This is a genomic window from Mesorhizobium sp. M0848 (genome assembly GCF_040319805.1).
In the GTDB taxonomy this organism is placed as follows: domain Bacteria; phylum Pseudomonadota; class Alphaproteobacteria; order Rhizobiales; family Rhizobiaceae; genus Mesorhizobium.
Map to the genome: position 1 here is coordinate 16,114 of NZ_JAMYOM010000008.1, position 20,285 is coordinate 36,398.

At 54.5% G+C, this 20,285-nt stretch carries 27 protein-coding genes; 14 read left to right on the forward strand and 13 right to left on the reverse strand.

Features of this window, described 5'->3' with window-relative positions; all coding sequences use genetic code 11:
* Positions 1-161 precede the first annotated feature (161 nt).
* The 8 genes from NKH95_RS10900 to NKH95_RS10935 all read left to right on the forward strand — a co-directional run bounded on the left by NKH95_RS10900 (position 162) and on the right by NKH95_RS10935 (position 7,894).
* On the forward strand, positions 162-479 hold the full coding sequence (locus NKH95_RS10900) for a hypothetical protein (RefSeq protein ID WP_352891534.1): 318 nt from the start codon (positions 162-164) through the stop codon (positions 477-479).
* 294 nt (positions 480-773) lie between these two features.
* Positions 774-1,010, forward strand: coding sequence for a hypothetical protein (locus tag NKH95_RS10905; RefSeq protein WP_352891535.1), 237 nt, complete (start codon positions 774-776; stop codon positions 1,008-1,010).
* A gap of 118 nt (positions 1,011-1,128) precedes the next feature.
* Positions 1,129-2,241, forward strand: a complete 1,113-nt coding sequence (locus tag NKH95_RS10910; protein WP_352891537.1) for a hypothetical protein — start codon at positions 1,129-1,131, stop codon at positions 2,239-2,241.
* 250 nt (positions 2,242-2,491) lie between these two features.
* Positions 2,492-3,493 carry a PD-(D/E)XK nuclease domain-containing protein gene (locus tag NKH95_RS10915; RefSeq protein ID WP_352891538.1) on the forward strand — a complete coding sequence of 334 codons (1,002 nt, stop codon included), beginning with the start codon at positions 2,492-2,494 and terminating at the stop codon, positions 3,491-3,493.
* A complete protein-coding gene (locus NKH95_RS10920; RefSeq protein ID WP_352891539.1) occupies positions 3,483-4,610 on the forward strand; it encodes a hypothetical protein in 1,128 nt (375 codons plus the stop codon). The genes NKH95_RS10915 and NKH95_RS10920 overlap by 11 nt, the downstream gene beginning before the upstream one ends.
* Before the next feature lie 38 nt (positions 4,611-4,648).
* Positions 4,649-5,284 (forward strand): hypothetical protein, encoded by a 636-nt coding sequence (locus NKH95_RS10925; RefSeq protein ID WP_352891540.1) that lies wholly within the window; start codon positions 4,649-4,651, stop codon positions 5,282-5,284.
* 227 nt (positions 5,285-5,511) lie between these two features.
* Positions 5,512-6,072 carry a recombinase family protein gene (locus tag NKH95_RS10930; protein ID WP_352891541.1) on the forward strand — a complete coding sequence of 187 codons (561 nt, stop codon included), beginning with the start codon at positions 5,512-5,514 and terminating at the stop codon, positions 6,070-6,072.
* Between the two features lie 220 nt (positions 6,073-6,292).
* A complete protein-coding gene (locus tag NKH95_RS10935; protein WP_352891542.1) occupies positions 6,293-7,894 on the forward strand; it encodes a recombinase family protein in 1,602 nt (533 codons plus the stop codon).
* A gap of 318 nt (positions 7,895-8,212) precedes the next feature.
* On the opposite strand, the gene NKH95_RS10940 is transcribed toward NKH95_RS10935, so the two are convergent.
* From NKH95_RS10940 to NKH95_RS10955, 5 genes are all read right to left on the reverse strand, one after another.
* Positions 8,213-8,500 (reverse strand): helix-turn-helix domain-containing protein, encoded by a 288-nt coding sequence (locus NKH95_RS10940; protein WP_352891543.1) that lies wholly within the window; start codon positions 8,498-8,500, stop codon positions 8,213-8,215.
* A gap of 151 nt (positions 8,501-8,651) precedes the next feature.
* Entirely contained in the window at positions 8,652-8,990 is a 339-nt protein-coding gene (locus NKH95_RS10945; protein WP_352891544.1) for a hypothetical protein, read from the reverse strand.
* Positions 8,933-9,298, reverse strand: a complete 366-nt coding sequence (locus NKH95_RS33445) for a sunset domain-containing protein (protein WP_502895197.1) — start codon at positions 9,296-9,298, stop codon at positions 8,933-8,935. Before NKH95_RS33445 ends, NKH95_RS10945 begins: the two co-directional genes overlap by 58 nt.
* 64 nt (positions 9,299-9,362) lie before the next feature.
* Positions 9,363-9,569 (reverse strand): hypothetical protein, encoded by a 207-nt coding sequence (locus NKH95_RS10950; protein ID WP_352891546.1) that lies wholly within the window; start codon positions 9,567-9,569, stop codon positions 9,363-9,365.
* 89 nt (positions 9,570-9,658) lie between these two features.
* Complete coding sequence (locus NKH95_RS10955; RefSeq protein WP_352891547.1) at positions 9,659-10,138, reverse strand: Ros/MucR family transcriptional regulator; 480 nt, start codon at positions 10,136-10,138, stop codon at positions 9,659-9,661.
* 160 nt (positions 10,139-10,298) lie between these two features.
* Here NKH95_RS10955 and NKH95_RS10960 point away from each other — a divergent pair, with 160 nt between their 5' ends.
* The 3 genes from NKH95_RS10960 (at position 10,299) to NKH95_RS10970 (ending at position 12,651) form a co-directional block, all read left to right on the forward strand.
* Entirely contained in the window at positions 10,299-10,673 is a 375-nt protein-coding gene (locus tag NKH95_RS10960) for a DUF6232 family protein (RefSeq protein ID WP_352891548.1), read from the forward strand.
* 94 nt (positions 10,674-10,767) lie between these two features.
* Positions 10,768-11,325 (forward strand): hypothetical protein, encoded by a 558-nt coding sequence (locus tag NKH95_RS10965; protein ID WP_352891550.1) that lies wholly within the window; start codon positions 10,768-10,770, stop codon positions 11,323-11,325.
* A gap of 30 nt (positions 11,326-11,355) precedes the next feature.
* On the forward strand, positions 11,356-12,651 hold the full coding sequence (locus NKH95_RS10970; RefSeq protein WP_352891551.1) for a hypothetical protein: 1,296 nt from the start codon (positions 11,356-11,358) through the stop codon (positions 12,649-12,651).
* 22 nt (positions 12,652-12,673) lie between these two features.
* On the opposite strand, the gene NKH95_RS10975 is transcribed toward NKH95_RS10970, so the two are convergent.
* Together NKH95_RS10975 and NKH95_RS10980 are read right to left on the reverse strand one after the other, a co-directional pair.
* Positions 12,674-13,993 (reverse strand): hypothetical protein, encoded by a 1,320-nt coding sequence (locus NKH95_RS10975; RefSeq protein ID WP_352891552.1) that lies wholly within the window; start codon positions 13,991-13,993, stop codon positions 12,674-12,676.
* A 233-nt stretch (positions 13,994-14,226) separates the two neighbouring features.
* The gene (locus tag NKH95_RS10980; RefSeq protein WP_352891553.1) at positions 14,227-14,586 is read right to left on the reverse strand and encodes a hypothetical protein; all 360 of its coding nucleotides are present in this window, start codon (positions 14,584-14,586) and stop codon (positions 14,227-14,229) included.
* Positions 14,587-14,704: 118 nt separating this feature from the next.
* Here NKH95_RS10980 and NKH95_RS10985 point away from each other — a divergent pair, with 118 nt between their 5' ends.
* Positions 14,705-14,971 (forward strand): helix-turn-helix domain-containing protein, encoded by a 267-nt coding sequence (locus NKH95_RS10985; protein ID WP_352891554.1) that lies wholly within the window; start codon positions 14,705-14,707, stop codon positions 14,969-14,971.
* A gap of 44 nt (positions 14,972-15,015) precedes the next feature.
* Here NKH95_RS10985 and NKH95_RS10990 read toward each other — a convergent pair whose 3' ends face one another.
* From NKH95_RS10990 to NKH95_RS11000, 3 genes are all read right to left on the reverse strand, one after another.
* A complete protein-coding gene (locus tag NKH95_RS10990; protein ID WP_352891555.1) occupies positions 15,016-15,270 on the reverse strand; it encodes a DUF3768 domain-containing protein in 255 nt (84 codons plus the stop codon).
* 186 nt (positions 15,271-15,456) lie between these two features.
* On the reverse strand, positions 15,457-16,071 hold the full coding sequence (locus NKH95_RS10995; RefSeq protein ID WP_352891557.1) for a hypothetical protein: 615 nt from the start codon (positions 16,069-16,071) through the stop codon (positions 15,457-15,459).
* A 257-nt stretch (positions 16,072-16,328) separates the two neighbouring features.
* Positions 16,329-16,493 carry a hypothetical protein gene (locus NKH95_RS11000; protein WP_352891558.1) on the reverse strand — a complete coding sequence of 55 codons (165 nt, stop codon included), beginning with the start codon at positions 16,491-16,493 and terminating at the stop codon, positions 16,329-16,331.
* Between NKH95_RS11000 and NKH95_RS33450 the strand changes: the two genes are divergently transcribed.
* Both NKH95_RS33450 and NKH95_RS11005 read left to right on the forward strand, forming a co-directional pair.
* Positions 16,431-16,628 (forward strand): hypothetical protein, encoded by a 198-nt coding sequence (locus NKH95_RS33450; protein ID WP_502895205.1) that lies wholly within the window; start codon positions 16,431-16,433, stop codon positions 16,626-16,628. The genes NKH95_RS11000 and NKH95_RS33450 overlap by 63 nt on opposite strands.
* Entirely contained in the window at positions 16,568-16,996 is a 429-nt protein-coding gene (locus NKH95_RS11005; RefSeq protein WP_352891559.1) for a hypothetical protein, read from the forward strand. The genes NKH95_RS33450 and NKH95_RS11005 overlap by 61 nt, the downstream gene beginning before the upstream one ends.
* 18 nt (positions 16,997-17,014) lie before the next feature.
* Here NKH95_RS11005 and NKH95_RS11010 read toward each other — a convergent pair whose 3' ends face one another.
* From NKH95_RS11010 to NKH95_RS11020, 3 genes are all read right to left on the reverse strand, one after another.
* Complete coding sequence (locus NKH95_RS11010) at positions 17,015-18,256, reverse strand: tyrosine-type recombinase/integrase (RefSeq protein ID WP_352891561.1); 1,242 nt, start codon at positions 18,254-18,256, stop codon at positions 17,015-17,017.
* Positions 18,257-18,610: 354 nt separating this feature from the next.
* Positions 18,611-18,817: a hypothetical protein gene (locus tag NKH95_RS11015; RefSeq protein ID WP_023810079.1), complete on the reverse strand. Its 207-nt coding sequence runs from the start codon at positions 18,815-18,817 to the stop codon at positions 18,611-18,613.
* A gap of 185 nt (positions 18,818-19,002) precedes the next feature.
* On the reverse strand, positions 19,003-20,157 hold the full coding sequence (locus NKH95_RS11020) for a dihydrodipicolinate synthase family protein (RefSeq protein ID WP_023810080.1): 1,155 nt from the start codon (positions 20,155-20,157) through the stop codon (positions 19,003-19,005).
* Between the last annotated feature and the right edge of the window lie 128 nt (positions 20,158-20,285).

Below are 20,285 nucleotides of genomic sequence, written 5' to 3' on the forward strand. Positions count from 1 at the left end.
CGGCCTGCGTCGTTTGCGGTCCGGTGTTGGCCCAGTCAGCAACCGAGCGTCACGTCTGGCAAGATAAGCGTAAATTCGAGCCATATAGCCGCACTGCAGAGTCAATAACCGGCACGATACGGCTCTCGGGGGGTCCATATTTTGCCGCCCCGGGCACCAAAATGGCAATCACATTCGGAAACGGCAAGAAAGTTGGTCTGACTTCAATGGGTGCATCTTGGCGACAGTGGGACGAAACGACCGACAGTAAAGCGACCGCGGAAGTTTTCAAATTGTCGAGCGATCCGGGCGCTCTTAGAAACGGCAACACGCTTTGCGGTGATCCGAAAGCTGAACCAGCTCGTTACGTCGTGTTCCTCGAAAGATCGTCGTTTGGCGCTTCCCCGCTGCTTGGGATGGCAGTTTTTGGATCGAAGGACGCGCCACACGACATCAACAGCCCAAACCTCTGTGGCACTTTCAGTTATGGAGCGAACTGAACTGCGGTCTTGCCGATAGGGGTCAATGCGGGTGACTAAAGTATACTGAATATTTTTGGGGGCCGACTATGAAGCTTTTCGGGTGTATTTATGCATTCTTGGCCATAACCCTATCTGCTTCAGCAGGATGGGCTGATGATCAGGATCCCATCTACTACGGAAGCCGGGCTGGTATGCAACTTACCACTGTGTCGGAAGAGGGTATCGGCACGGCAAACGCCAAAATTCACGTAAAGCATACCCCAAAAGACGCCAAGGCCTTCGGACTACTCGATGGCTTGTGTGAAGCAAACGATGGCCTTGGTCAAAATTGACGATTATCTGACCGGAAATTGCATCAAACGGACTTGGTTGGATCTATCGAACGAAAAGTTCGCGTTCCTCGGCCCCGCCAGAAAGTCGGACGAAATGATCGCTGATTACGCTATAAAACGAGTCAAAACGGGCGAGATCCTCGACGGCACAACAGCTTCGGGGTACTGGGTCGAGCTTGGCATTTTCCAGCACCTCTGCCCCGGAATTGCGAAGTAACATGTGTTGGAGCCTTCGCGCGTCGCTTTCGCTCGGCATCTGTCTAAGTCTGGCTGGGATGGGGCAAGCTGCCGAGGTGACGTTTGTGGGCCAAGTCGAGCACGAAGGAAGCGAGGCCGTGGGTTTTCGCCTTGACGGCGAGATTGCTGATACCGACTCCGCTAGCGTCAAGGCCGCACTTGCGAACGCTGCGATCTCAAATGATGGTGAGGTCTGGCCAAGAATTGTCGTCGAGTTGAACAGTTCGGGCGGATCCTATCAGTCTGGCCTCGACTTAGCGTTGCTCTTCCGCCGGTTAGGATTGGCGACAGTCGTCAAATCGGGCGATCATTGTTTTTCGGCCTGTGCGTTGGCGTTTCTTGGCGGCACCCAGCAGGCTACGGACCCGACACCTGCGCCCGAGGATGGACCTATCCCGGACCAGCTTCCGGATCGTTCAATCGAACGTGACGCCTTGCTTGGTTTTCACGCTCCCTATCTCGCCCTGAGCGGGTCTTCATACACTGCTGACAATGTCTCAGAGGCGTATACCGCTGCTGTCTTGGGGATTTCGCGGTTTATCGCAATTGCCGACCATTTGTATGTGTCAACCGCCGAATTGCCGAAGCTTCTCAAACCGACGCGAGATGACCTCTATATAGCCGACAACGTTGATGCGGTCAGATTTCTAGGAATCGACTACACCGACTATACCCTCCAAATTCGCGACCTTAAGGGCATCACACCATCGATGATCCTGAACGCCTGCGTAAATCGATACTACCATCTCCGAGGGCGAAGCAGCCTCGCCGGGTACGGAATGGCAGCCTCTGTCAGGGAAGAATTTGTCGAAGGCTCGAAACTCCTTGAGAATGGTGAGGAGAAGCAGGTCTTCGGCGTCCGGCGCATCAAGTACGGCGAGCGTTCAACAAATGTCGTGTTCACACCGATAGCGAAAACCGATGATGGTAGAAGTTTTGTCTGGTGCCTGTTTGGCCCGGTTGGACCTAATGCCACGACGCTCTACAAGCCCGCCGGTACGGTTGAGGAGCTTTTTGCAGAACTGAAGGGTGGACGCGGACAATGGTGGGAGTTCTCCAGCTCGCAGACGACTATAAAAATTGGCCATACCGACACGATTGAAACAATGATGCGGGTCCTCGACATGGTACCGCCCGAGACAAAATTAGATGACGTTGGCAAGATTGTGGGGCAATACCAAGCAGATGAGATGAATATCCCGTCGCCATAAACGGCGGCAAGCGATAGCCATCTTTCCACCTCCAGTGGCGGGTTAATAGGGGCGGGCGAATAATGTTCCGACATTGCGTATACCGGCGAATTACGACCCAGCCCAACACTTCGAACGAATAGTTAAAGAGGCATTCTCCGCTCGATTTGACAGGTGCTCGGTAACCATCACACTCAACGAGACAGGAAACCTGTAATATTGGTTCGGAGAGTGCTAATAGCGGAGATTCGCATGTGGGAGCGGGATAGGCATGGGTGAGACTGCGGGTATAGCGCAAATTGCAGAGATAATTTCCGACCAGATTTTTGCCGAGTTTCTCTGGACAAAAATTGGACCAGTCAACGCTGATTTCAAATGCGATAATTACGAGAGCCACAAGGTAGCTACGCATCCAACCGATGTCGTCTTCTATTACGATGAGCCTTATGACGACGTTACAACCTATGTTCAATGCGATCTCAAAAGCTATGCTGCCGCTTCGATCGCGCGGTCACAAATCGAGAAAGCCATTGTTAGCCTTTCAGCTCAGGTCGCCTGTGCGGAGATAAGCGCCGAGTGGCAAGAACGATATGTACACAAGCACAAGGACTTTTCAGTCTCCGGTCTCCTATTCATCTACAATCATGACGGAGGGTATGATCGGACATTTAGTGATAATCTTGAGAAATTGGACTTTGACGACCTATACACTCCCAAGAATGGAAAATTGGTCGTTCTTGGTCCGGCCGAAATTCATTGGCTCAATAATGTCAGCCAAGAAATATTACGAATGAGAGGGAGATCAGGGGCAGCGCGACTACCAGATCGAGGAGCTTGCTCTTTTTTTTACCCGCAGACGGTGCGCCGTGCACAGCTCCGCGGAAAACAGCGATGCGCCGCGTCATTGGAAATGCTTACCGGTCCGTGGATTATTTTGCAATATGACGGAAACAGCGAGAGAAAAGCAGGGTTGGTGGTCTTTTACAGATCACCCGGTGAAACGGTTGATGAGTTCCTCTACCTACTGGATTATATGCGCCAGCATGGATTATTCGACCTTGAACGACAAATATTCATTCACTCCATAGACAAAACGGGCACGTCGCTACAAAATTTCCAAAAGGCACGACTTCATTATATAGAAGCTATGGGCGCGACCGATGAAGGGAAGAATAGTCTATTGGACGTAATAAATAGCATAAGATTCGAGTTGATAAACAATGTAATTCCGACATTCTCCGAGATCCAGATTGGAATGTCATATGACGGATAGATTGCCCTTTTTGGCAGCTACAGACAAAGATATATTTGACTTGCTCATGTCATCCAAAGGGAGAATGAGTGAGGGTGTTCTGCGTGGAATCGCGCTAACCCGTGGAATTATCTATTCTCCCAAAACTGACCGAGAGCGGCTTGCCAGCGATATTTCCCTCTTGCCTCATGATTTTGCTTCGTTGACCAAACTGATCGAGAGACGCGAATATCAGAATAGAAACGAGAAGAGGGCTTACGTGGACGTGCCTGTGTCTCTTACCCATGACGAGATTAGTGAAGTCGTGCGAAATTATAAGGATGAGTTTGCAGGTGAGGATGAGTTGACCACCCAGCAACGTAGGTTGAAAGAAGTCCAGCTGAATGTCGCATACGATGAAATTGACTATTCGAAGACAAGATTAATACAGAGACAGCGGAGAGACGCCAACATCGAGTTTATCTTGGAGAATGACCGAACTACGATCAGGATGCCTGCGACGGAAAAGGCGAGAGGTGTCGTTGATCGATTGGTCAAAAAGATTAGCCAACTTAAGCTTCAGTCTCTTACACCTAAAGATCTGTCACTGGACGGCCTGACGGCGGATCAACGGACTACTTTCTTTATGAGTATGCTTCGAAACATTCCCGGATACCAGTTGCAGACGGTTGTTAGCATAAAGTGTGCATCGGGCGATAATGACGTCGGCGAAGACCTTGAGATAGATATCGAAGAGAAGGAGCGCGCGGTCGAGAGCGAAATTGTCGGCAAAATAAACAGCGTCGCTCTAAGCGGTATGAACCTCTTGCAGTCTGAGGAATATCAGTCGCTCAAAAAGAATGGGTTTTTCATCACAGCGGTAACTTGGAGGGCGCTTCAAACAGAGAGGCCTAATGATCTCATGCAGTTCGACGTTTCATTTGACGAGCCTCGCCAAGGCAAAGGTTTCAAATTTGGGGTCAGGATCGCTCGGCGACTGACTGACGGAACTCCCACTTCCGACTTCAAACCCCTTGAGCCAAATAGGCAGCCCGCGCTTTGGAGTCTGGTGGAGCGCGCGTCGGCAAACGCACTCGACGAGATCATTGCGTCAGGAGCTTCCGTTCAAGAGCCCGCTGAGAGAGTGACAGCGGCATGACCCGGCGTAGATGGCTCCGTGTCCGCTGGCCTTTCGATATGAGAACATTGGCGGAGAGGCTGAGGGCAATACCTTTCACGGCTGCAACACAAAACGGCTTCATTTTGGATCGGGTGCGGCCCAACTCTTTGGAAGGGCGGTTTATCGAGCGCCAAGATATCAGTCAGATTGTGGAGAGTCCCCTAGGAGAGAGAGTTGTTTATGAAAGAACCGAGTTTCGGGACGTTGGCTTCGCGGTTAATCCATCATATTCGGACCTTGAAATCATAAACCCGCCTAGAAGTATGAGTTTATTTTTGTCTCGCCTTGGGGAAGCTTGCAATTTCGAAGTGTCTGTTAGCGAAGTTAAGGTAGATGTTATTAGGTGGTGCGAACGTTTTTCGAAGGAAACAAACAGGGAGGCAAAAATAGTTAGCTGCCAGATGCGAGATATCAAGATCACTGAGAGTGTTATGGCAACGGCGATTTTAAAAGGTGCCACTGACGTTCGTCTGGCTGTTGATAAATTGACGAATGGCGCTTCATATACGAACGACAAAATAAGAGTTCAGATTGAGGGCTCACCGATTAACACACTTATCCTTACCAGACAGGGTTCGGCGAGCATTGATAAGGGCGCGTCTGAACCCCTGCTCGAAGCACTGCGGAGATCCCTACACTATTCATTAGATTGAGAAGGTTGGTAGGCCCATAGGTGACTGAACACCGCTTCACGAACGGATGCTGTTCGGCCAGCACCGCTCATATGGCCGCCAGTCAACCACGAGAGACGAGAACATGTCACATTGGGGTATGCCCTGAAGTGACGTAACGCTCGACCGCAACGGCCATGTAACATCTGGGTTGACAGCGACTATTTGTGACAAGGTAGCCTCAGGCCTAAACCTTGAGGTGACACACCATGAGCCGGATAGGCTACGCTCGCGTGAGCACGGTTGACCAAGATCTCGATACGCAAATCGCCAAGCTGAAAGCCGAGGGTTGCGGCATCATTCGTTCGGAGAAGGTGTCGGGCGGCAGCCGCGACGGAAGGGCAGAACTCGCCACCATCATCGAGTTTCTGCGGCCGGGTGATGAACTGGTTGTCACTCGGCTGGACCGGCTCGGCCGCGACACCCGCGACGTTCTGAACCTGATCCACGAGTGCGAGCAACGGGGCGCTTTCGTGACTGTCCTAGACCCGCATGTCTCGACCCGTGGTGAGATGGGTCATATCGTACTGACGGTCCTGGGGATGGTCGCTCAGATGGAGCGGCGTTTCATCAAGGATCGCCAGCGCGAGGGAATAGAGAGAGCGAAGACTGTCGGCGCCTACAAAGGGGGCAGACAGCGTCTCGACAGGAACAAGGTGATTGCCCTTCGCGATGACGGCCAGAGCCCGACGCAGATCGCGAAAGTAGTCGGCTGCTCAAGGATGCAGGTTTACCGTATCCTCAATGCCCCTGCGGTGGCACCGCTATGAAGCCTTCAGGTGCATCGAGGCCCTGCCACGGCTAAGGGGCTTACGCTTACCGACGCTCGCAGCCTACCGCCGTCAGGGTGCACTATCCTCGGCTACGGCAAGCACACCTGAATTGACCGCTCAAAACGTTTTGCTCAAGCTCGTTGTGGAGTAATATGAGCTTGTAGTCATCAGCGTCGTTCCTGCCGCATTAGAAATCGACGCGCTCGGAGGCACTATAGTGACCGAGCTTACAAGCGATCTCCGTGTTCCGGCTGCGCAGTACATTCGCATGTCGAGCGAGCACCAGCGGTATTCTTTAGAGAACCAGATCGCTGCCATTGGGGAGTATGCCGAAAAACGAGGGTTCGCTATCGTTGATACCTACGCCGATGCCGGTAAGAGTGGCTTAACCTTGAAGGGAAGAGATGGCCTCAAGCAGTTGTTGGCTGACGTTGTGACTGGCCAACACACCTATTCTGCCATTCTCGTTTTAGACATCAGCCGATGGGGCCGCTTTCAGGATACGGACCAATCCGCGCATTACGAATTCATCTGTCGGGACGCCGGGGTCGCGGTCGAGTATTGCGGCGAACCATTCGAGAACGACGGCAGTATGGTCTCGATGATCGTTAAGAACCTGAAGCGGGTGATGGCCGGTGAGTACAGCCGCGAATTGTCTGCCAAAGTCTCACGGGCGCAAACACAGCAAGCACGTCTTGGGTTTCGACAGGGCGGTGGGGTGCTCTACGGGATAAGACGCCTGTTGGTCAGCGAAAACGGAGAGCATCGATTTCTCCTCGGTTTAGGCGAGCAAAAGGGGCTAAGCACAGATCGCGTTGTCTTCGTGCCCGGTCCACCGGATGAAATCGCAACCGTGCGCCGCATTTTCCGGATGTTCGTTAACCAGCATCGAACAACGACAGCCATCGCACGAAAACTGAACGTTGAAGGTGTCCCTTCAACAAACGGTCAGGCTTGGACCCAAACCCGCGTCAAAACCCTGCTCACAAGCGAGTTGATGATAGGATACTACGTCTACAACGTACGAACGCAGCGGATGAAAGGGCCGTCCAGACGAAATCCTCCCGACCTATGGATCAGAACGCGGGTAATGGATCCGATTGTTGACCCAAAACAATTCGCGAAGGTCCAACAGGAAATGAGACGCAAAGTCGGCAATGCCTATGCGAAGACGGACATGGTCGATAGGTTGAGGAGGCTTTTCAGGGAGAAGGGAAAGCTCTCTCAGGGAATAATTGATGCCTGTTTATACACTGCTTCTTCGAGCTCGTATGTTAACCACTTTGGTAGTCTCGTGTCATGCTATGAACTCGTTGGATATAAATGCCTTTGGCAGCAAGGTCTCAGATATACGGATGACTATCTAATCAACGGGATACGAAGACTTCATACCAAGTTCGGATATGTCACAGCAAAAATGATCAATGCAGACCCAGACCTTCCAGTGGCTCGTGTGCTCACGTTCCGATTTGGTTCGTTAATGCGGGCTTATGCGCGGGCAGGCTTTCCTTCAACTATATCTGAGTCCGTTCGTGCGGGGATGAAAAGGGCGGCGGCACATCCTCACTGCAAGTTTAAGTGGGGATTAACGAACGATCAACTGCTCGATGGACTCCGACGGCTACACGCAAATTTCGGATATATCACCTCCGCTCTCATCAATGCGGACCCAGATCTTCCTGCGGCTGGTGTGTTCAGATCGCGATTTGGGTCGATGCTCCAGGCCTATGGGTTGGCAGGGTTCCCAACCACCCGATCAGAGTCCCGCTCGGCAGCGCTGAAAAGAGCGAGGGCGCTTTTGGAGACGGCTGAACGCTAGAGTAAGCGCATGGCCGCGCAGTACATTGGCCGTTACTCAGATGAAGAGCTCTTGGACTGCCTTCGTCGACTGGAAAGGGCACACGGATATGTCACGGTCGCGCATATAAATGCTGACCCTGAGCTACCTAGGTATCAGGCTTTCCTAGACCGATTTGGCACGATGAGGACCGCCTATTCGTTGGCAGGCTTGCCCTCCACCAACTCGGAGTTGGTCTCTGCGGGGCTTCTACGCGCAACCCTCCGGCGGGAGAAAGATCAACAGGGAAGTTCCGGGCCTCGATCCGGTTCAACTAAGAAAGGGTGTCGGGGTTGATGTCTATTTGTCCTCCGCATCGACCTTTCCAGCCCGATTGAGCGATTCAAGACAGCGGACAAGGCGGTCGATCAAGAACTTCCCCGTACGACCGGTGACAATGTCGGAGAAGTCGGGCTGTTTCATCCCAAGCATCTCAGCCGCCTTCGCCTGAGTCAGGCGGCGGTGTTTGATAATGGCGCGGATCTCGCGGGCCAGCTTGGCCTTGAGCAATTCCTCTTCGGGATTGTCAAAGCCAAGGTCCGCAAACACGTTGCCGCTGCTCATCTCGGCGGTGATTTCTTCTTTCATGACTTCGGTCCTTTCCCACAGTTTTCGCGGTAGTGCTCCTCGGCCGCTTCAATCGCACCCTCACTGGTCTAGACACGAGGACGCGTTACGTCGCTTTCGCAAATGTCGGCACTGGGTATTGATGGCTACGCGAGCTGCGAGACCAGCATCCTTAGACGCGCATTTGCTGCGTCAACAGAAAGCACCCAAGCTCATCGTTGTCACCGCCTTCGACCGCGACGACACCGGCGATCTCCCACCCGTATTCGGACCGGCAGAGCAGCCGACCGAGGATCGAGCGATACGGAAATATCTTGTAGAGGAGTTGGCCAGACAGATGCTCCGGCTGTCCTTTGGAGATGTCGAAGCACTGGCTCGCCTCCAGCCGCATAGACAGAGCCGGTAACGCGAGCACAATCGCGATTAGGGATCCGATCCGTTTGCCTATTGTCTTCATACTTTGGCCTTCCGCCACCCAGCCCACCACGCTTCCCATTGGGAGCAGAACCATCTCTCGCCTCGCGCCGGGTTTATGCGCGTAGCCGAATAATATTCTTGACCGGGCACATGATAGATATGCTCGCCGCCATCGTTGATGTTCCCCTTGATGTCACAGCCCACTCTACGCACGGCGAGGGAGGTCTTTGACGTGCCGGGATAATGAACATTTGGAAGTGAGCGCTGGGTGTCTGTCGCGACATAAGCCAGTGACGCAGTGCCAAGCAGCGCCAGAGAAATAGGCAGGCGAGCGCGCAGAAGCGAACGCCACCAAGGCCTTCGCCGTCTAACCCACGGCTGAACAGAATTGCCCATAGCCATCTCCCCGAGGGGAGAATGCTTCCGTCAGGCGGAAGAGTCTAGAGAAGGAGAAAGCACTATCTGGCTATCCTGAACTGTCCTCGTCGCCCTCATCGGAAGTGTCTTCATCGTCAGGCAATGGCTGCTGCTTTTCCACATACGCCTGACAACCTTCATTGAAGGATTGGCTGTTGCCGTCGCAGTCATTGGCGTCCGAAATGCCATTTCGTTCGGCCCAATCGTATCCTTGCTTGGTGACCAGAACAGTCGGCCGTGCAGTCGTAACCGTCAAAGGTCTGCTGGGCCGCAGCAGGACATACCGTCAACCCTAGCAATACAATCGCGCCCAAGGCAGCGGTTCTGCTCATTGAGATCATCGGCTCAGGGCTTCGGCAGCCGAGCGGCAGGCTTCTTGGCTTTGGCTGCAGGTTTTTTTGGTGCAGCTTTTGCAACCGCCTTTCGGCCGAGGCCTGAGGATTTCGCAAGGGCGGACCGCTGAGCAGCATAGTTTGGCGCCACCATCGGATAGTCTCGAGCCAAGCCCCACTTGGACCTGTATTCCTCCGGCGCCAGCCCATAGTGGACATTCAAGTGGCGCTTGAGGGATTTGAACCTCTTTCCGTCCTCCAAGCAAACAATGTAGTCTGGGAACACGGACCTCTTGGGATTCACTGCGGGAATGAGTTCAGGCTCCGGCTGCTTCGCAGGCAGACCAATCCCTACCAATGCAGAATTGATGCTGGCGATAAGGTCGGGGAGCCCGGCGACAGGCACAGCGTTCTTTTGGACGTAGGCCGCCACGATATCCGCAGTCAGCTCCAACAAATCGGCGTCACGAGTTTCTGCTGCAGCATCCGACACGTTTCATCTCCCAATTGATTGCGTTTTTCGACTAGTCCGGAAAACCCGTCCGCGCAACTGTGAGAGCTCAGCGCCCGCAAACAACAAGTCACAAAACGCTTGGCAATGACCAGAGAATGCTCCACCGTCCAAAAGGGCAGAAAAACTGGGTGGGGGAAGCATGGAGAAGGTCAACTTCACAAGTGGAGGCATCCACGTCACGGATGCAACCGCTATCTTCGGGAATGTGACTTATCAGATTTCGAGCATTGGAAGTGTGAGCATTAAGCAGGAGGCCGGAGGCTACGGTGCTGCTTTAATGCTGGTGACGATTATCTTTTCCATTTATGTTTGGATGAAAGCTGGCCTTCTGTGGGGCGTCCTTATTTTTTTCGGCTTAGGTTTCGCAACTACGATGCTGCCCTCCAAATCGACGCTGGTCTTGCGCACTTCCAGCGGCGACGTCCATGTGCTGTCGTCACATGACAAAGCGCTCGTTTCGCAAGTCAAAGGAGCTATTGAACAGGCTTTCAAGAACCGAGAAAGCTCGCGATAGCCGGTCTAATTTCCGGTAAGTCCGCCTTCCCGTCTTTCGGCTTAGCGGGATCATCAACACGTTTCATGTTCGCAGCGACATTAAGGTAACTCCCATGCCTGCATATTCGGGAAAAGCCCAACATTACTTGATTGCCATTGCTGAGAGCGTATTTACCTCTCAACACGTCAGAGATTGGTTGATTAGGGGCACGTCGGCGGAACCAACTTACACCGGCAGTTCCGCTCTCGTAGACGAACAGCGCGCTGTGCGTTGGCGAACGCGGCCTACAATACAGCCTTTCTGGGCCAACTACTGGTGCGGTTTAGATGGTGGATGCACTTGTCGAATTCCCGATAGTAAGGGGCTCGAGTCGGATGCAATTTTTTTCTTTCGAAATTCTCTAAACCGCATTCTCGCGGTCCATCTGGAATTCAAGCATCCAGGCGAACGGTTCGGCGACGGCCAGCCCGAGGCGTACCCACTTCGCGCCGCCTGTTTCGCCAAAACGTATCAGACGCGTCAAACCCTGAACGCCCATCACGACTGGACAACAGTCATCTTTTGCGGCGCTGAGACCGCATCAGATGTAAGGCTTGGAAACTTCGAACGGGTGATCTACCACGCTGAAGCGATCTCCGTCATCGCTGGTTATCCTGCGGGGAGCCGCTGAGGCCTTGCTCAGCGCATTGAGAAGGGCAATATGGGGAAGCCATTCACGCCAAAGGAACTGCGTATTCTATACTCGTGCGCCGAAGACATATTTAAGTCCAAGTCACTTATAGCTCCCAAATCCATAAGCGAGATACCGCGCGACAGAACTCTCGCTAGGGAGCTTAGGATCAGAAAGAACAAGCATCTATATCTCACTGATTTTGGATTCGAAAAATTCACGCAAGTCGTCGAGATAATATCTCGGCACGATTATTTCGATGGAAAGGCAGACTATTCGGACATCTGGCGGGCATGGAAAAGCGCCGTGCAGGATTGGCTATCTCAAGCTCTTATGCCTGACAATCCTCAAGAGGTCCTCGATGCCATATCTAATGTGGTCACCGGCGAGATACACGAGCATTTCTTCATCGTTCCAATTTTTGGCATAAAACTGGAATCGGAGGACCCATTCAGTCTCGGACCGATGAGGGTACTGCGAAGTCCGATTTCTGTCCTGAAATCGGCGAACGTCTCTTACGAGAAGCACCCGGATCCTTCTATATTGGAGGCTCGGCCCGGCGCTTTGTGGCTCTATGGTTCAGCTTTCGCGACTGAAAGAGTGGCGCGACGATTGTTCTCAGAACAGACCGTGTTGGTCGTTGGCCTGATTGCAATCGCTGCCGCTGCTAGATACGAGAATGGCGCTGCAGGGTTTCGCATCGGTACGGGCATGACTCCAGAGGATGCACCGGGCCGCTCAGTTTGGATGTCTTGGAGCCAAGCCGACAGTCACGTTACCACGCATTTTGGATCTCCAAGAGGACAGCCATTTTCGCTAGATACCGAGTTGTCGGACAGGTCTGACGCGATGCGAATGATCGGGCTCGCGGCGAAGAATTTACAGAAAGGCAACAAGACAGAGGTCGAGGAAGCAATCGAAAGGGCGATTTACTGGTTCTCAGATGCGCACCGCGACACTCCGCTGACCATGAGAATCGTCAAATATTGGAGCTGCGTCGAAGCCTTTTTCTCTCTTGAGAAGGAGAGGGTGTCTCAATCTGTCTCGTCTGGGCTTGCGAGCATACTGACTTACGGTGGGTTTCGTTTCGTTCATTTCTCTGAATACGGGAAGCTGAAGAAGCAAATCAGCGACATGTACGATCTAAGATCGCTTGCAGTCCATCGCGGCGCCCACCAGCACGTCACTGAAAAAGACGTTGCCCAGTTTAGCCAATGGGTGGCTTGGATGATCATAGAAATTTTGCAATTGAGCCGTTCTGGCTATGCAACGCTCAATCACCTCAAAAGAGAAGTCGATCGTCTAGACGCCATTAGCCGCACTTGAGTTCCGAGGCCCTCGAAGGATCTCAGTTGAAGTTGGCGTGGGGAACTCGTTCAACGGTCAGGGTTAGATTGTTGTCCATCTGATGGAGCGAAGCCGTGAAGCGCTCAGATGTAGTCTGCCTGACACCGACATACTCGGTGTACTTGAATCGGTACGCTCCATCGCCGCGCATTTCCCAGTGACCAGACATGCCGTCTTCAAGCTGGTAGGTCTCCGCGATCTGTTGCGCGAAATCGCCGATCGACATCCCATCGCCGATATCGAAGTAGCACTGGTAGAACCGCAGGCGGGCGGCAACGCCGTCGCGCATTACAATCTGCCCGCAAGCCTGTGGACCTTTAACTATGAACAGCGTCTGGCTGGTGGGTATGCCTGAGTTCATGCCTTCGGCAAGGGCAGCAAACGCTTGCAGCTCGGTGCCAGCCCACTTTGAGGTTAAGGCAAATGATCGATCCAACGATTGCGTAAGCTGGGCTGTTGTCATGCCGAGTTGCAGGCCACGGAACGATGATCCGCTGAGCGCGACTTCCGAACCGGCATCATCATCCGTGAGATCGGGCGATGTTTCGTCATCTGGCCCAACTTCCGAGCTTTCCTCCGCAACTGGTCCGTCGCGGTCAGCTTGTTTCACTCTGGTGGGGCAGAGTGCCTTGAAGGTCTCGACCGCCACGTCATAGTTCGCCTTATAATCAAGCACCTCGTGGGGAATGACGTCTGGCATAACCGCGTAGGGATATCCTTCTTCAGCAGAGCGACCAACAAATTGAAAGCCGTTCCCCCAAGGACCGGTGAATTTGCCGGTCCCACAATTTGCGACGACGCTCGACTGTATTTTTGCCCCCGCCAAACTGTCCTTCGCACAAGCTTCGCCGGTTTCCCCATTTGAGTTGGCACAGAACCCCTTCGCGTTAGCGGCGACATTATCGAGCGTGATCTCTGCGTGGTCTGTGTTGAGGCTGGAGCGACCCGTGATCGTGATTGTCATGCCTGCTTTAGGTCCATATGGCAGCACGTTGCTCTCGGCGCTCACAGCGCTTGCCGACGAGGCGAAATCGCTATTCGTGGCTTCCGGCAGCGTTGGCTGCGTTCCCGCCGCTTCGATAGCGCGCAGCTTCTCTTTGATGACCAGTTCCAGTCGGTTCGACACCTGAGAGTCCCTGACCTGCCGTGACAAAGAGCGCGCTTGTTCTCTTGAACGCATGAGCTGGTTCAAAGCGGCCACCGACGATGGCGCGACCGGAAGAGCTTCAGCTTGCCCGAGCAGCTTAACGAATTGCGCCTCCGCGTAAAACGTCGCTGCTGTAGCGCGAGCTGTTTCCAGTTCGGAGACGAAATGGTCCAAAGCCTCTTGGGTGACATCAAATCTGCCGGGCTTGCAGTCGCGAACGGATTGTAGAATCGCATCGAGGTCTTCTAGGCTAAAAAATTCCAGGCTCGGAGTACCTTCCCAACGCCCGGAGGATACTGAGCTGCACGATATTGAAACAGCTGAAGCAGAGCTCGCCCAACAGACTAACATCGCGGCCACCCAAAGAGGCCATGGGCGATTTGCTCCTTTGGACCATCCACACCACCTCATTTTGTCTTGGCCTCCGTTGCCGATCCGGCACGACCACGCCGTGCGCTTCTCCATGCGAAAAATGCCATGGCGGCGAGGATCAGGTCGGCAAACGCCCAAATCTTCATATCGGTGAATGCGCTTGCCGCGATGAAGGCAAACAAGCTGCCGACGACGAAAATGATCGCCGAGATCAGCGGCAGGCCGAAGGCGAAGGCGCCGCCGACAAAGAACAGCAAACCGACCAACAAGCCAACGGACCCAGCTCCCGCTAGGTCATGATTGGCCGCGATGCTTCCACCCGTCGCCACTGCGCAGGACTGCAGCATCGAAATCATGCCAAGCAGAATGCCGATAATTCCAACTGCAATTTTCATATCAATCCCCCTGAAGCTTCGTCACCGGTTTGTTTAGAACCTGAAGCAATCCCCAAAACGAATAGGGGACTGTCAGTCCGTCGATTGTCAAGCCGTTTATATTGCTTTCTTGCCCACAATGAATGTGCGCAAGATCATTGGTTGGAATCTCCGCAAGCTCCGAACAGAGCAAGGTTTGTCGCAAGAGCGACTGGCATTGGCGGCGGAGATCGATCGATCTTACGTTGGCCGCGTTGAGCGCGGTTCGGAAAACGTAACCATCGATACGTTGGATGCCTTGGCAACCGTCCTTGGTGTGCCCGCCGCGGCTCTTTTGATTGAGCCTGCTAAGGGGGAGCGGCAGCCTATGCCGTTGTCGTCCGGCAGAAAGCCGAAGCAAGGCTAAAGGGGCTGGCGGATGAGCCCCTGTGCCCTGTGCAGGGGCGAACATCAGTACTCCTCCGGCAGCATGACTGTCATGACGCGAATGGTGACGGCAGGGTCGGAGGCATCGGGCGACAGGTTCACCAGCGCCCGGTCATAGTAGTCGATCTTGAAGAAAAGCTGCCGATCGCCGACGTACAGCAGAGCGCAATCGTGCTGGCCCCACGGATCGTTGTTCTCGTCGAATGCGTCGAAGTTGGCGATGGCCAGCAGAATGGCGCCAAGCTCTTGGGCAGGTAGTGCGGCGACACCGGCGGACATCACCATACGCCCGCCAGCGCCCGTCTGGCGCAGTTGGTCGTTTAGGGTCCGAATACGTGACGTTCGATCAGCCGCCGACAGCCGACCGACGCGCTCTGTTGAGCATGTCATGGGGTGGTTCCTTCGAATGGATGTTTGATTGAGGGGTGGTGGGCCGGGACGAACCCGGCCCATCTGCAACGCCGCTTATTTCTTCGCCAACTGGCGGGGGTGGATCAGGCCGAGTTGGTAGTAGCTGCGGTCGACCTGCGGGGCTTCCGGGTAATCCCTGAACTTCAGGGTGAAAATGCCCTTGGCTTTCGCTTTCATAATGCGGGCCTCAAAGTATCCCTCGTCGGGTCCTTCCGATGCCAGCACGACATCGCCAACGGCAAGACCAGCCCAAAGGTCGCTCGTGCCACCGGCCGCCGGTTTGCTGCCACCATCGCCCCCGCTGTTGGCTACCACGGCCTCAGGCGAGCCCGCTGAGGCGTTTTCGGGGCTGTCGGCGGCCTTGTCGTCGCCCGACCCGCTGTCGCGCTCGTCAGCGACGCCTGCGAGGGCTGCGATGCGCTGATAAGTTTCGGCCTTCACGAACGGCACGAAAGCCTTGCCGCTATCGAACAGCTTGCCAGCCGGAAGGCGCATGACGATCTCGGGTGCTTCGCCGGGCTCAACGCGGTGCGAATGCATCCCCATCAGCCTTGCAGCGCTTTCTGCCGCTTCGACCTCGGGTAGCAGGAACACCGACGCGTGGGCCTTGCGAGCATCATCCCGGCCAAAAACGATCAGCGAGCGAGTGGTTTCGGAGGCGACATTCATTCGCTTGCCTCCAGATATGACAAAGGGGCCAGAAGGCCCCTTGCGGTGTGATTTGAATGGTGCCGACATGGTGTGTCGGGTCGATCTGTCAAAGGCATGTCAATACTCCTGTTAGGTCTGACCCAAGGTGCGCCGAGCCGCGCAACTGGTCGCCCTCAGCATACAGGAAAATATTCCTATTGTCAATCATCTTGCCTTGCCCCGATCTCTCTGGCCCGGGTTCGTTCGGCTGAAAAGGTCTCATGTGATCGAGAGTCTCAGCCTTGGAATTCGATCTTTGAATAGGACAAGCCTAGTGTCATAGTGGCGCCATGGAGACTGATATCTGCGAAATGAAGGTCGATGGCGGTTGGGCCGTCATAGCTGTCCATGATGCGCTCGGGCTCAACCCGGACCTCACTAAGCGCTGTCCTGAGTGCCATGGTGCTGTCCGAGCACATCGAGAAAGCAATAACGGGATGCGAGCGCACTTTGAACATATCGAGGGGCACAACGGATGCTCGCTGAAGTCCCGAACCTTCTCGGGCACCCGATCAATGCATCCGAACGCACTATGAGCAGCTGGCGTCGGACGTCGATTGTTACAGCATTCATTGCCTTCTTGTTGTCACCGGCAGAAGCCGCAGTGAGACCAGAGTCCAAGGCCGGGGCACTTCAGGCTGGCCAATTCGTCGGTGTCGCCGAGCAGTGCTTTTCAGGCGGGAAGTCTGTTCTTACAAAAGCAGCCAGGAAGTTCGCGGCGACCGCTGAGCGGAAGAATCCGCACTGGTATTTTGCTGCCTACAACGACGAGATCAAAGGCCCTCCAAGCGTTTATGATGAAGCCTTCTGCAACGACATAGCGCAGAAGGATTACGGTCCGAAGGGAGCGGTAAGCAAGCGCCTTGGGTTCACAATAATGGACGTCGCAAATTTCGTTGAATGAGACCGGCAGACGTTTGAGCTAACTAGACCCTTCCGAAGCCGGTTCTGTCTTTCCGGCTAACTTGAGTGCGATCTCGTCTGAGACGGAATCTGCTGCAGCATTAACCGGTCCTTTCGCCAAGTGGGCATACCGTTGCGTGGTTCTCGCTTGAGTATGTCCGAGAAGCTTTCCCACGACATACAGACTCAGCCCTGATGAAACAGCCAAACTGGCAAAACTATGGCGCAGGTCGTGCAATCGGAGATCGTCCAATTGGGCTTTCTTGCGCACCAAATCCCAGATCTTTCGTATCCCCACCACATGACCATTACCTCGAGCAGACGGAAATACGTACGGAGAGTTGGCGACCTTCGGCAACGTCTCGAGCAACAATCTAGCAGCGCTCCCTAAATGAAGGAGCCGCGCGCCAGTTTTGCTATCTGGAAGCGATATCAAATTCTGGTCGAAATCTATCCATTTCCATTGAAGCGCTAGGACCTCGCTCTTGCGTGAGCCAGAAAGCAGCAGAAAGCGAATCGCCTTCAGCGCGAACGGATTTGCACCTGACGCTTGTACCGCCTCTAAAGCGTCACCAAGACGTTTCAATTCGTCAGAGGTCAAATAGCGGTCGCGGTTTCTCAATGGAAATTTTTTAATGCCTTTCGCAGGGTTATCAGATCGAAGTCCTATATCGATCGCGTAGGTCATCAGCGACGCAAAAAGGTCCAATGTTCTGTTTGCTGTACCCGGTCCACCTTTGACTATCGCCCGCCCTCGTGGACCAGTTTTCTCATCAACCGCGCTCTTGCCCGCCCTAACGGCGTAAAAGAAAGTCTGAATGTCCGCCTTGCTAAGGCTGCTCACCTCTCTATCGCCGATCAGAGGGATGATGTGACGTTTTGCCGAACTCAGGTCGCGAGCGAGAGTTGACGGCTTCTTGTGACCACACGCCTGTTCGACATACATTTTCCAGAGCTGCTCGACAGTTGCTCGTAACTTGTGCGGGGCTGGAACTGACGGATCAATCCCCGATGCAATCAAGCCGCGGAGGCGCATTGCCTCTTCACGTGCTTTATCGGGAGACCAAGGCTGGCCATAGACGCCGATTGTGCTGCGTCTGAGGCGCGCTGGCTTCCCAACTCGGTACTGCAGAATGAAGACTTTCTTGCCAGCAGGTGTCACTTTGACGCCGAAGCCCTTAAGGGAATCGTCCCACCAGAAGGCGTCTATCTCGCCCGCGACAAGCTCGTCCACGGAGCGTTTAGTAATTCGCATCTGCATAAATGATAAGCCCCAGCTAGCAATCAAATAGTAATCATTTGATCGGGAATGGCAAGGTGACCCGGGGCTTTATAGGGAATTGAAAATCGATTTTGTTCAATTATTTCAATCAATAGAGGCAAACGCGGGAACAAGAGGTAGCGTTAAGCCTGTTTTTGACATTGCAGGGGTCACAGGTTCAATCCCTGTCACGCCCACCATCCAACCAGACGATCAGACTTGAATCGGCATCCTGGCCCGCTCGCCCGAGCTGGACAATTTTCGTTCGCCCAAGGGAAGCTGGACACTGGCGAGTTTTTCGAGCGCAACGCGCCCGTCCCGGCGTTTGACCGGAACGGGCCGCACTCGATCAGATCATTGCGGCGCTGGATCAGGCGTATTTCCCGGCCTGTCGCCGCCGCCCTTGCCTTCGCGACAAGGCTCTCCGAGACCGCAGCATTTGCCGTTGTAGGTGACGCCAGGCTTCAGCTTGTCGCATTCCCTGGGAGCGGTTGTCTTGCAGCCGGCCAGCACCGAAACGGCGATAGCGGCCAAAAGGACGTTTCTTGAAACAGTAAACATCAGACGTTCTCCTTGATGGACCATGTTTGGACACATCGCTTGGTCGCGCCTCGAGAGAAATTGGTTCACAAGAAAATTGGTGACGCGAAAACCACCCTCGCGGTCGTTCGACAGCGGAAACACCTGGGCAGGCGCAGCAATCGCGTGGCGACGCGTCCTCTTCGACCGGTCAGCCTTTCCGCGCTTCAGATGCCCGCGACGGTGCAAAGGCTCTTCATTCTGGCTACCGCCAGATCGGGATCAGCGAGCAATCCTGCCTGGTCGGCAAGGCGGAACACGTCGGCATAGTGACGGATGCCGCGCGCCGACTGCATGCCGCCGACCATCGCAAAATGGTCCTGATGGCCATTCAGCCAGGCCATGAAGACGATGCCGGCCTTGTAGTACTCGGTCGGCGCCTCGAAGATTTTTCGCGATAGCGGCACGGTCGGCGCCATCAATGTGTCATAGCCGGCGCGGTCACCCTCCGCCAGTTTCGCCAGCGCTGCATTGGCGACCGGCGCAATCGCATCGAAAATACCGAGCAGTGCGTGCGAGTGTCTTTTCTCGTCGCCGGCGATCAGTTCGGGATAATTGAAATCGTCGCCAGTGAACATGACGACGCCGTCCGGCAGACGGTTCCTCAGCGCGACCTCCTTGCCGGCATCGAGCAGTGAGATTTTTATCCCCTCCACCTTGCCAACGTGGCGTTCGATGATGGCAACAACTGTATCGAGAGCAGTCTCGAAATTCTCGCTGCCCCAATAGCCCCTGAGCGCCGGATCGAACATGTCGCCCAGCCAGTGCAGGATGACCTTGCCGGATGCTTGGGACAGGATGCGGTCGTAGACGCCGACATAGTCGTCCGGCCCCTTGGCCACTGCCGCCAGTGCCCGGCTGGCCATCATGATCGCCTTGCCGCCCAAGCCTTCGATGAAAGCGAATTGCTGCTCATAGGCGGCGATCACATCGTCCAGCGTCCTGGCGGCGGCGGGCGCCAGATGGTCGGTGCCGGCACCCGAGGCGAGATCGGCGCCATCGACGGTACGCGCCTCGGCGATCGAACGGCGGATCAATTCCTGCGCGCTTGCCCAGTCGAAGCCCATGCCGCGCTGCGACGTGTCCATCGCTTCGGCGATGCGGAATCCCAGCCGCCACAGATGGTGACGGAACGCCATCGTCCTGTCCCAGTCGACCACCGGCCTGGACCACGGATCGGTCATGGCGAGCGGATCGGCAACGACGTGCGCAGCGGCATAGGCAATACGCGAAAATCGCGCGCCGATGTCAGACTGCACCGGTTCGCCGACCAGCGTGTACCGGGTGCTGCCGCCACCCTCACCAGGCAAGGAAATGTCCATCGATCTCTCCCTTCGCAACGCTACTAAATGGAACGTTCCAATAAATCAAGAACCTTTAAGATTCGGGCTCCACGGCAGGAAGAATGCTGCATTGCAACACAAATCCTCGTGGAGCAAGCCATTTGAGT

What these genes read in the sequence shown, in the direction of transcription:
- NKH95_RS10900 (WP_352891534.1), top strand. Translation starts at nt 162, where the DNA reads ATGGCAATCACATTCGGAAACGGCAAGAAAGTTGGTCTGACTTCAATG.
- NKH95_RS10905 (WP_352891535.1), top strand. Translation starts at nt 774, where the DNA reads ATGGCCTTGGTCAAAATTGACGATTATCTGACCGGAAATTGCATCAAA.
- NKH95_RS10915 (WP_352891538.1), top strand. Translation starts at nt 2,492, where the DNA reads ATGGGTGAGACTGCGGGTATAGCGCAAATTGCAGAGATAATTTCCGAC.
- NKH95_RS10920 (WP_352891539.1), top strand. Translation starts at nt 3,483, where the DNA reads ATGACGGATAGATTGCCCTTTTTGGCAGCTACAGACAAAGATATATTT.
- NKH95_RS10925 (WP_352891540.1), top strand. Translation starts at nt 4,649, where the DNA reads ATGAGAACATTGGCGGAGAGGCTGAGGGCAATACCTTTCACGGCTGCA.
- NKH95_RS10930 (WP_352891541.1), top strand. Translation starts at nt 5,512, where the DNA reads ATGAGCCGGATAGGCTACGCTCGCGTGAGCACGGTTGACCAAGATCTC.
- NKH95_RS10940 (WP_352891543.1), bottom strand. Translation starts at nt 8,500, where the DNA reads ATGAAAGAAGAAATCACCGCCGAGATGAGCAGCGGCAACGTGTTTGCG.
- NKH95_RS10945 (WP_352891544.1), bottom strand. Translation starts at nt 8,990, where the DNA reads ATGGTTCTGCTCCCAATGGGAAGCGTGGTGGGCTGGGTGGCGGAAGGC.
- NKH95_RS33445 (WP_502895197.1), bottom strand. Translation starts at nt 9,298, where the DNA reads ATGGCTATGGGCAATTCTGTTCAGCCGTGGGTTAGACGGCGAAGGCCT.
- NKH95_RS10960 (WP_352891548.1), top strand. Translation starts at nt 10,299, where the DNA reads ATGGAGAAGGTCAACTTCACAAGTGGAGGCATCCACGTCACGGATGCA.
- NKH95_RS10965 (WP_352891550.1), top strand. Translation starts at nt 10,768, where the DNA reads ATGCCTGCATATTCGGGAAAAGCCCAACATTACTTGATTGCCATTGCT.
- NKH95_RS10970 (WP_352891551.1), top strand. Translation starts at nt 11,356, where the DNA reads ATGGGGAAGCCATTCACGCCAAAGGAACTGCGTATTCTATACTCGTGC.
- NKH95_RS10980 (WP_352891553.1), bottom strand. Translation starts at nt 14,586, where the DNA reads ATGAAAATTGCAGTTGGAATTATCGGCATTCTGCTTGGCATGATTTCG.
- NKH95_RS10985 (WP_352891554.1), top strand. Translation starts at nt 14,705, where the DNA reads ATGAATGTGCGCAAGATCATTGGTTGGAATCTCCGCAAGCTCCGAACA.
- NKH95_RS10990 (WP_352891555.1), bottom strand. Translation starts at nt 15,270, where the DNA reads ATGTCCGCCGGTGTCGCCGCACTACCTGCCCAAGAGCTTGGCGCCATT.
- NKH95_RS10995 (WP_352891557.1), bottom strand. Translation starts at nt 16,071, where the DNA reads ATGAATGTCGCCTCCGAAACCACTCGCTCGCTGATCGTTTTTGGCCGG.
- NKH95_RS11000 (WP_352891558.1), bottom strand. Translation starts at nt 16,493, where the DNA reads ATGGCACTCAGGACAGCGCTTAGTGAGGTCCGGGTTGAGCCCGAGCGC.
- NKH95_RS11005 (WP_352891559.1), top strand. Translation starts at nt 16,568, where the DNA reads ATGCTCGCTGAAGTCCCGAACCTTCTCGGGCACCCGATCAATGCATCC.
- NKH95_RS11010 (WP_352891561.1), bottom strand. Translation starts at nt 18,256, where the DNA reads ATGCAGATGCGAATTACTAAACGCTCCGTGGACGAGCTTGTCGCGGGC.
- NKH95_RS11015 (WP_023810079.1), bottom strand. Translation starts at nt 18,817, where the DNA reads ATGTTTACTGTTTCAAGAAACGTCCTTTTGGCCGCTATCGCCGTTTCG.
- NKH95_RS11020 (WP_023810080.1), bottom strand. Translation starts at nt 20,157, where the DNA reads ATGGACATTTCCTTGCCTGGTGAGGGTGGCGGCAGCACCCGGTACACG.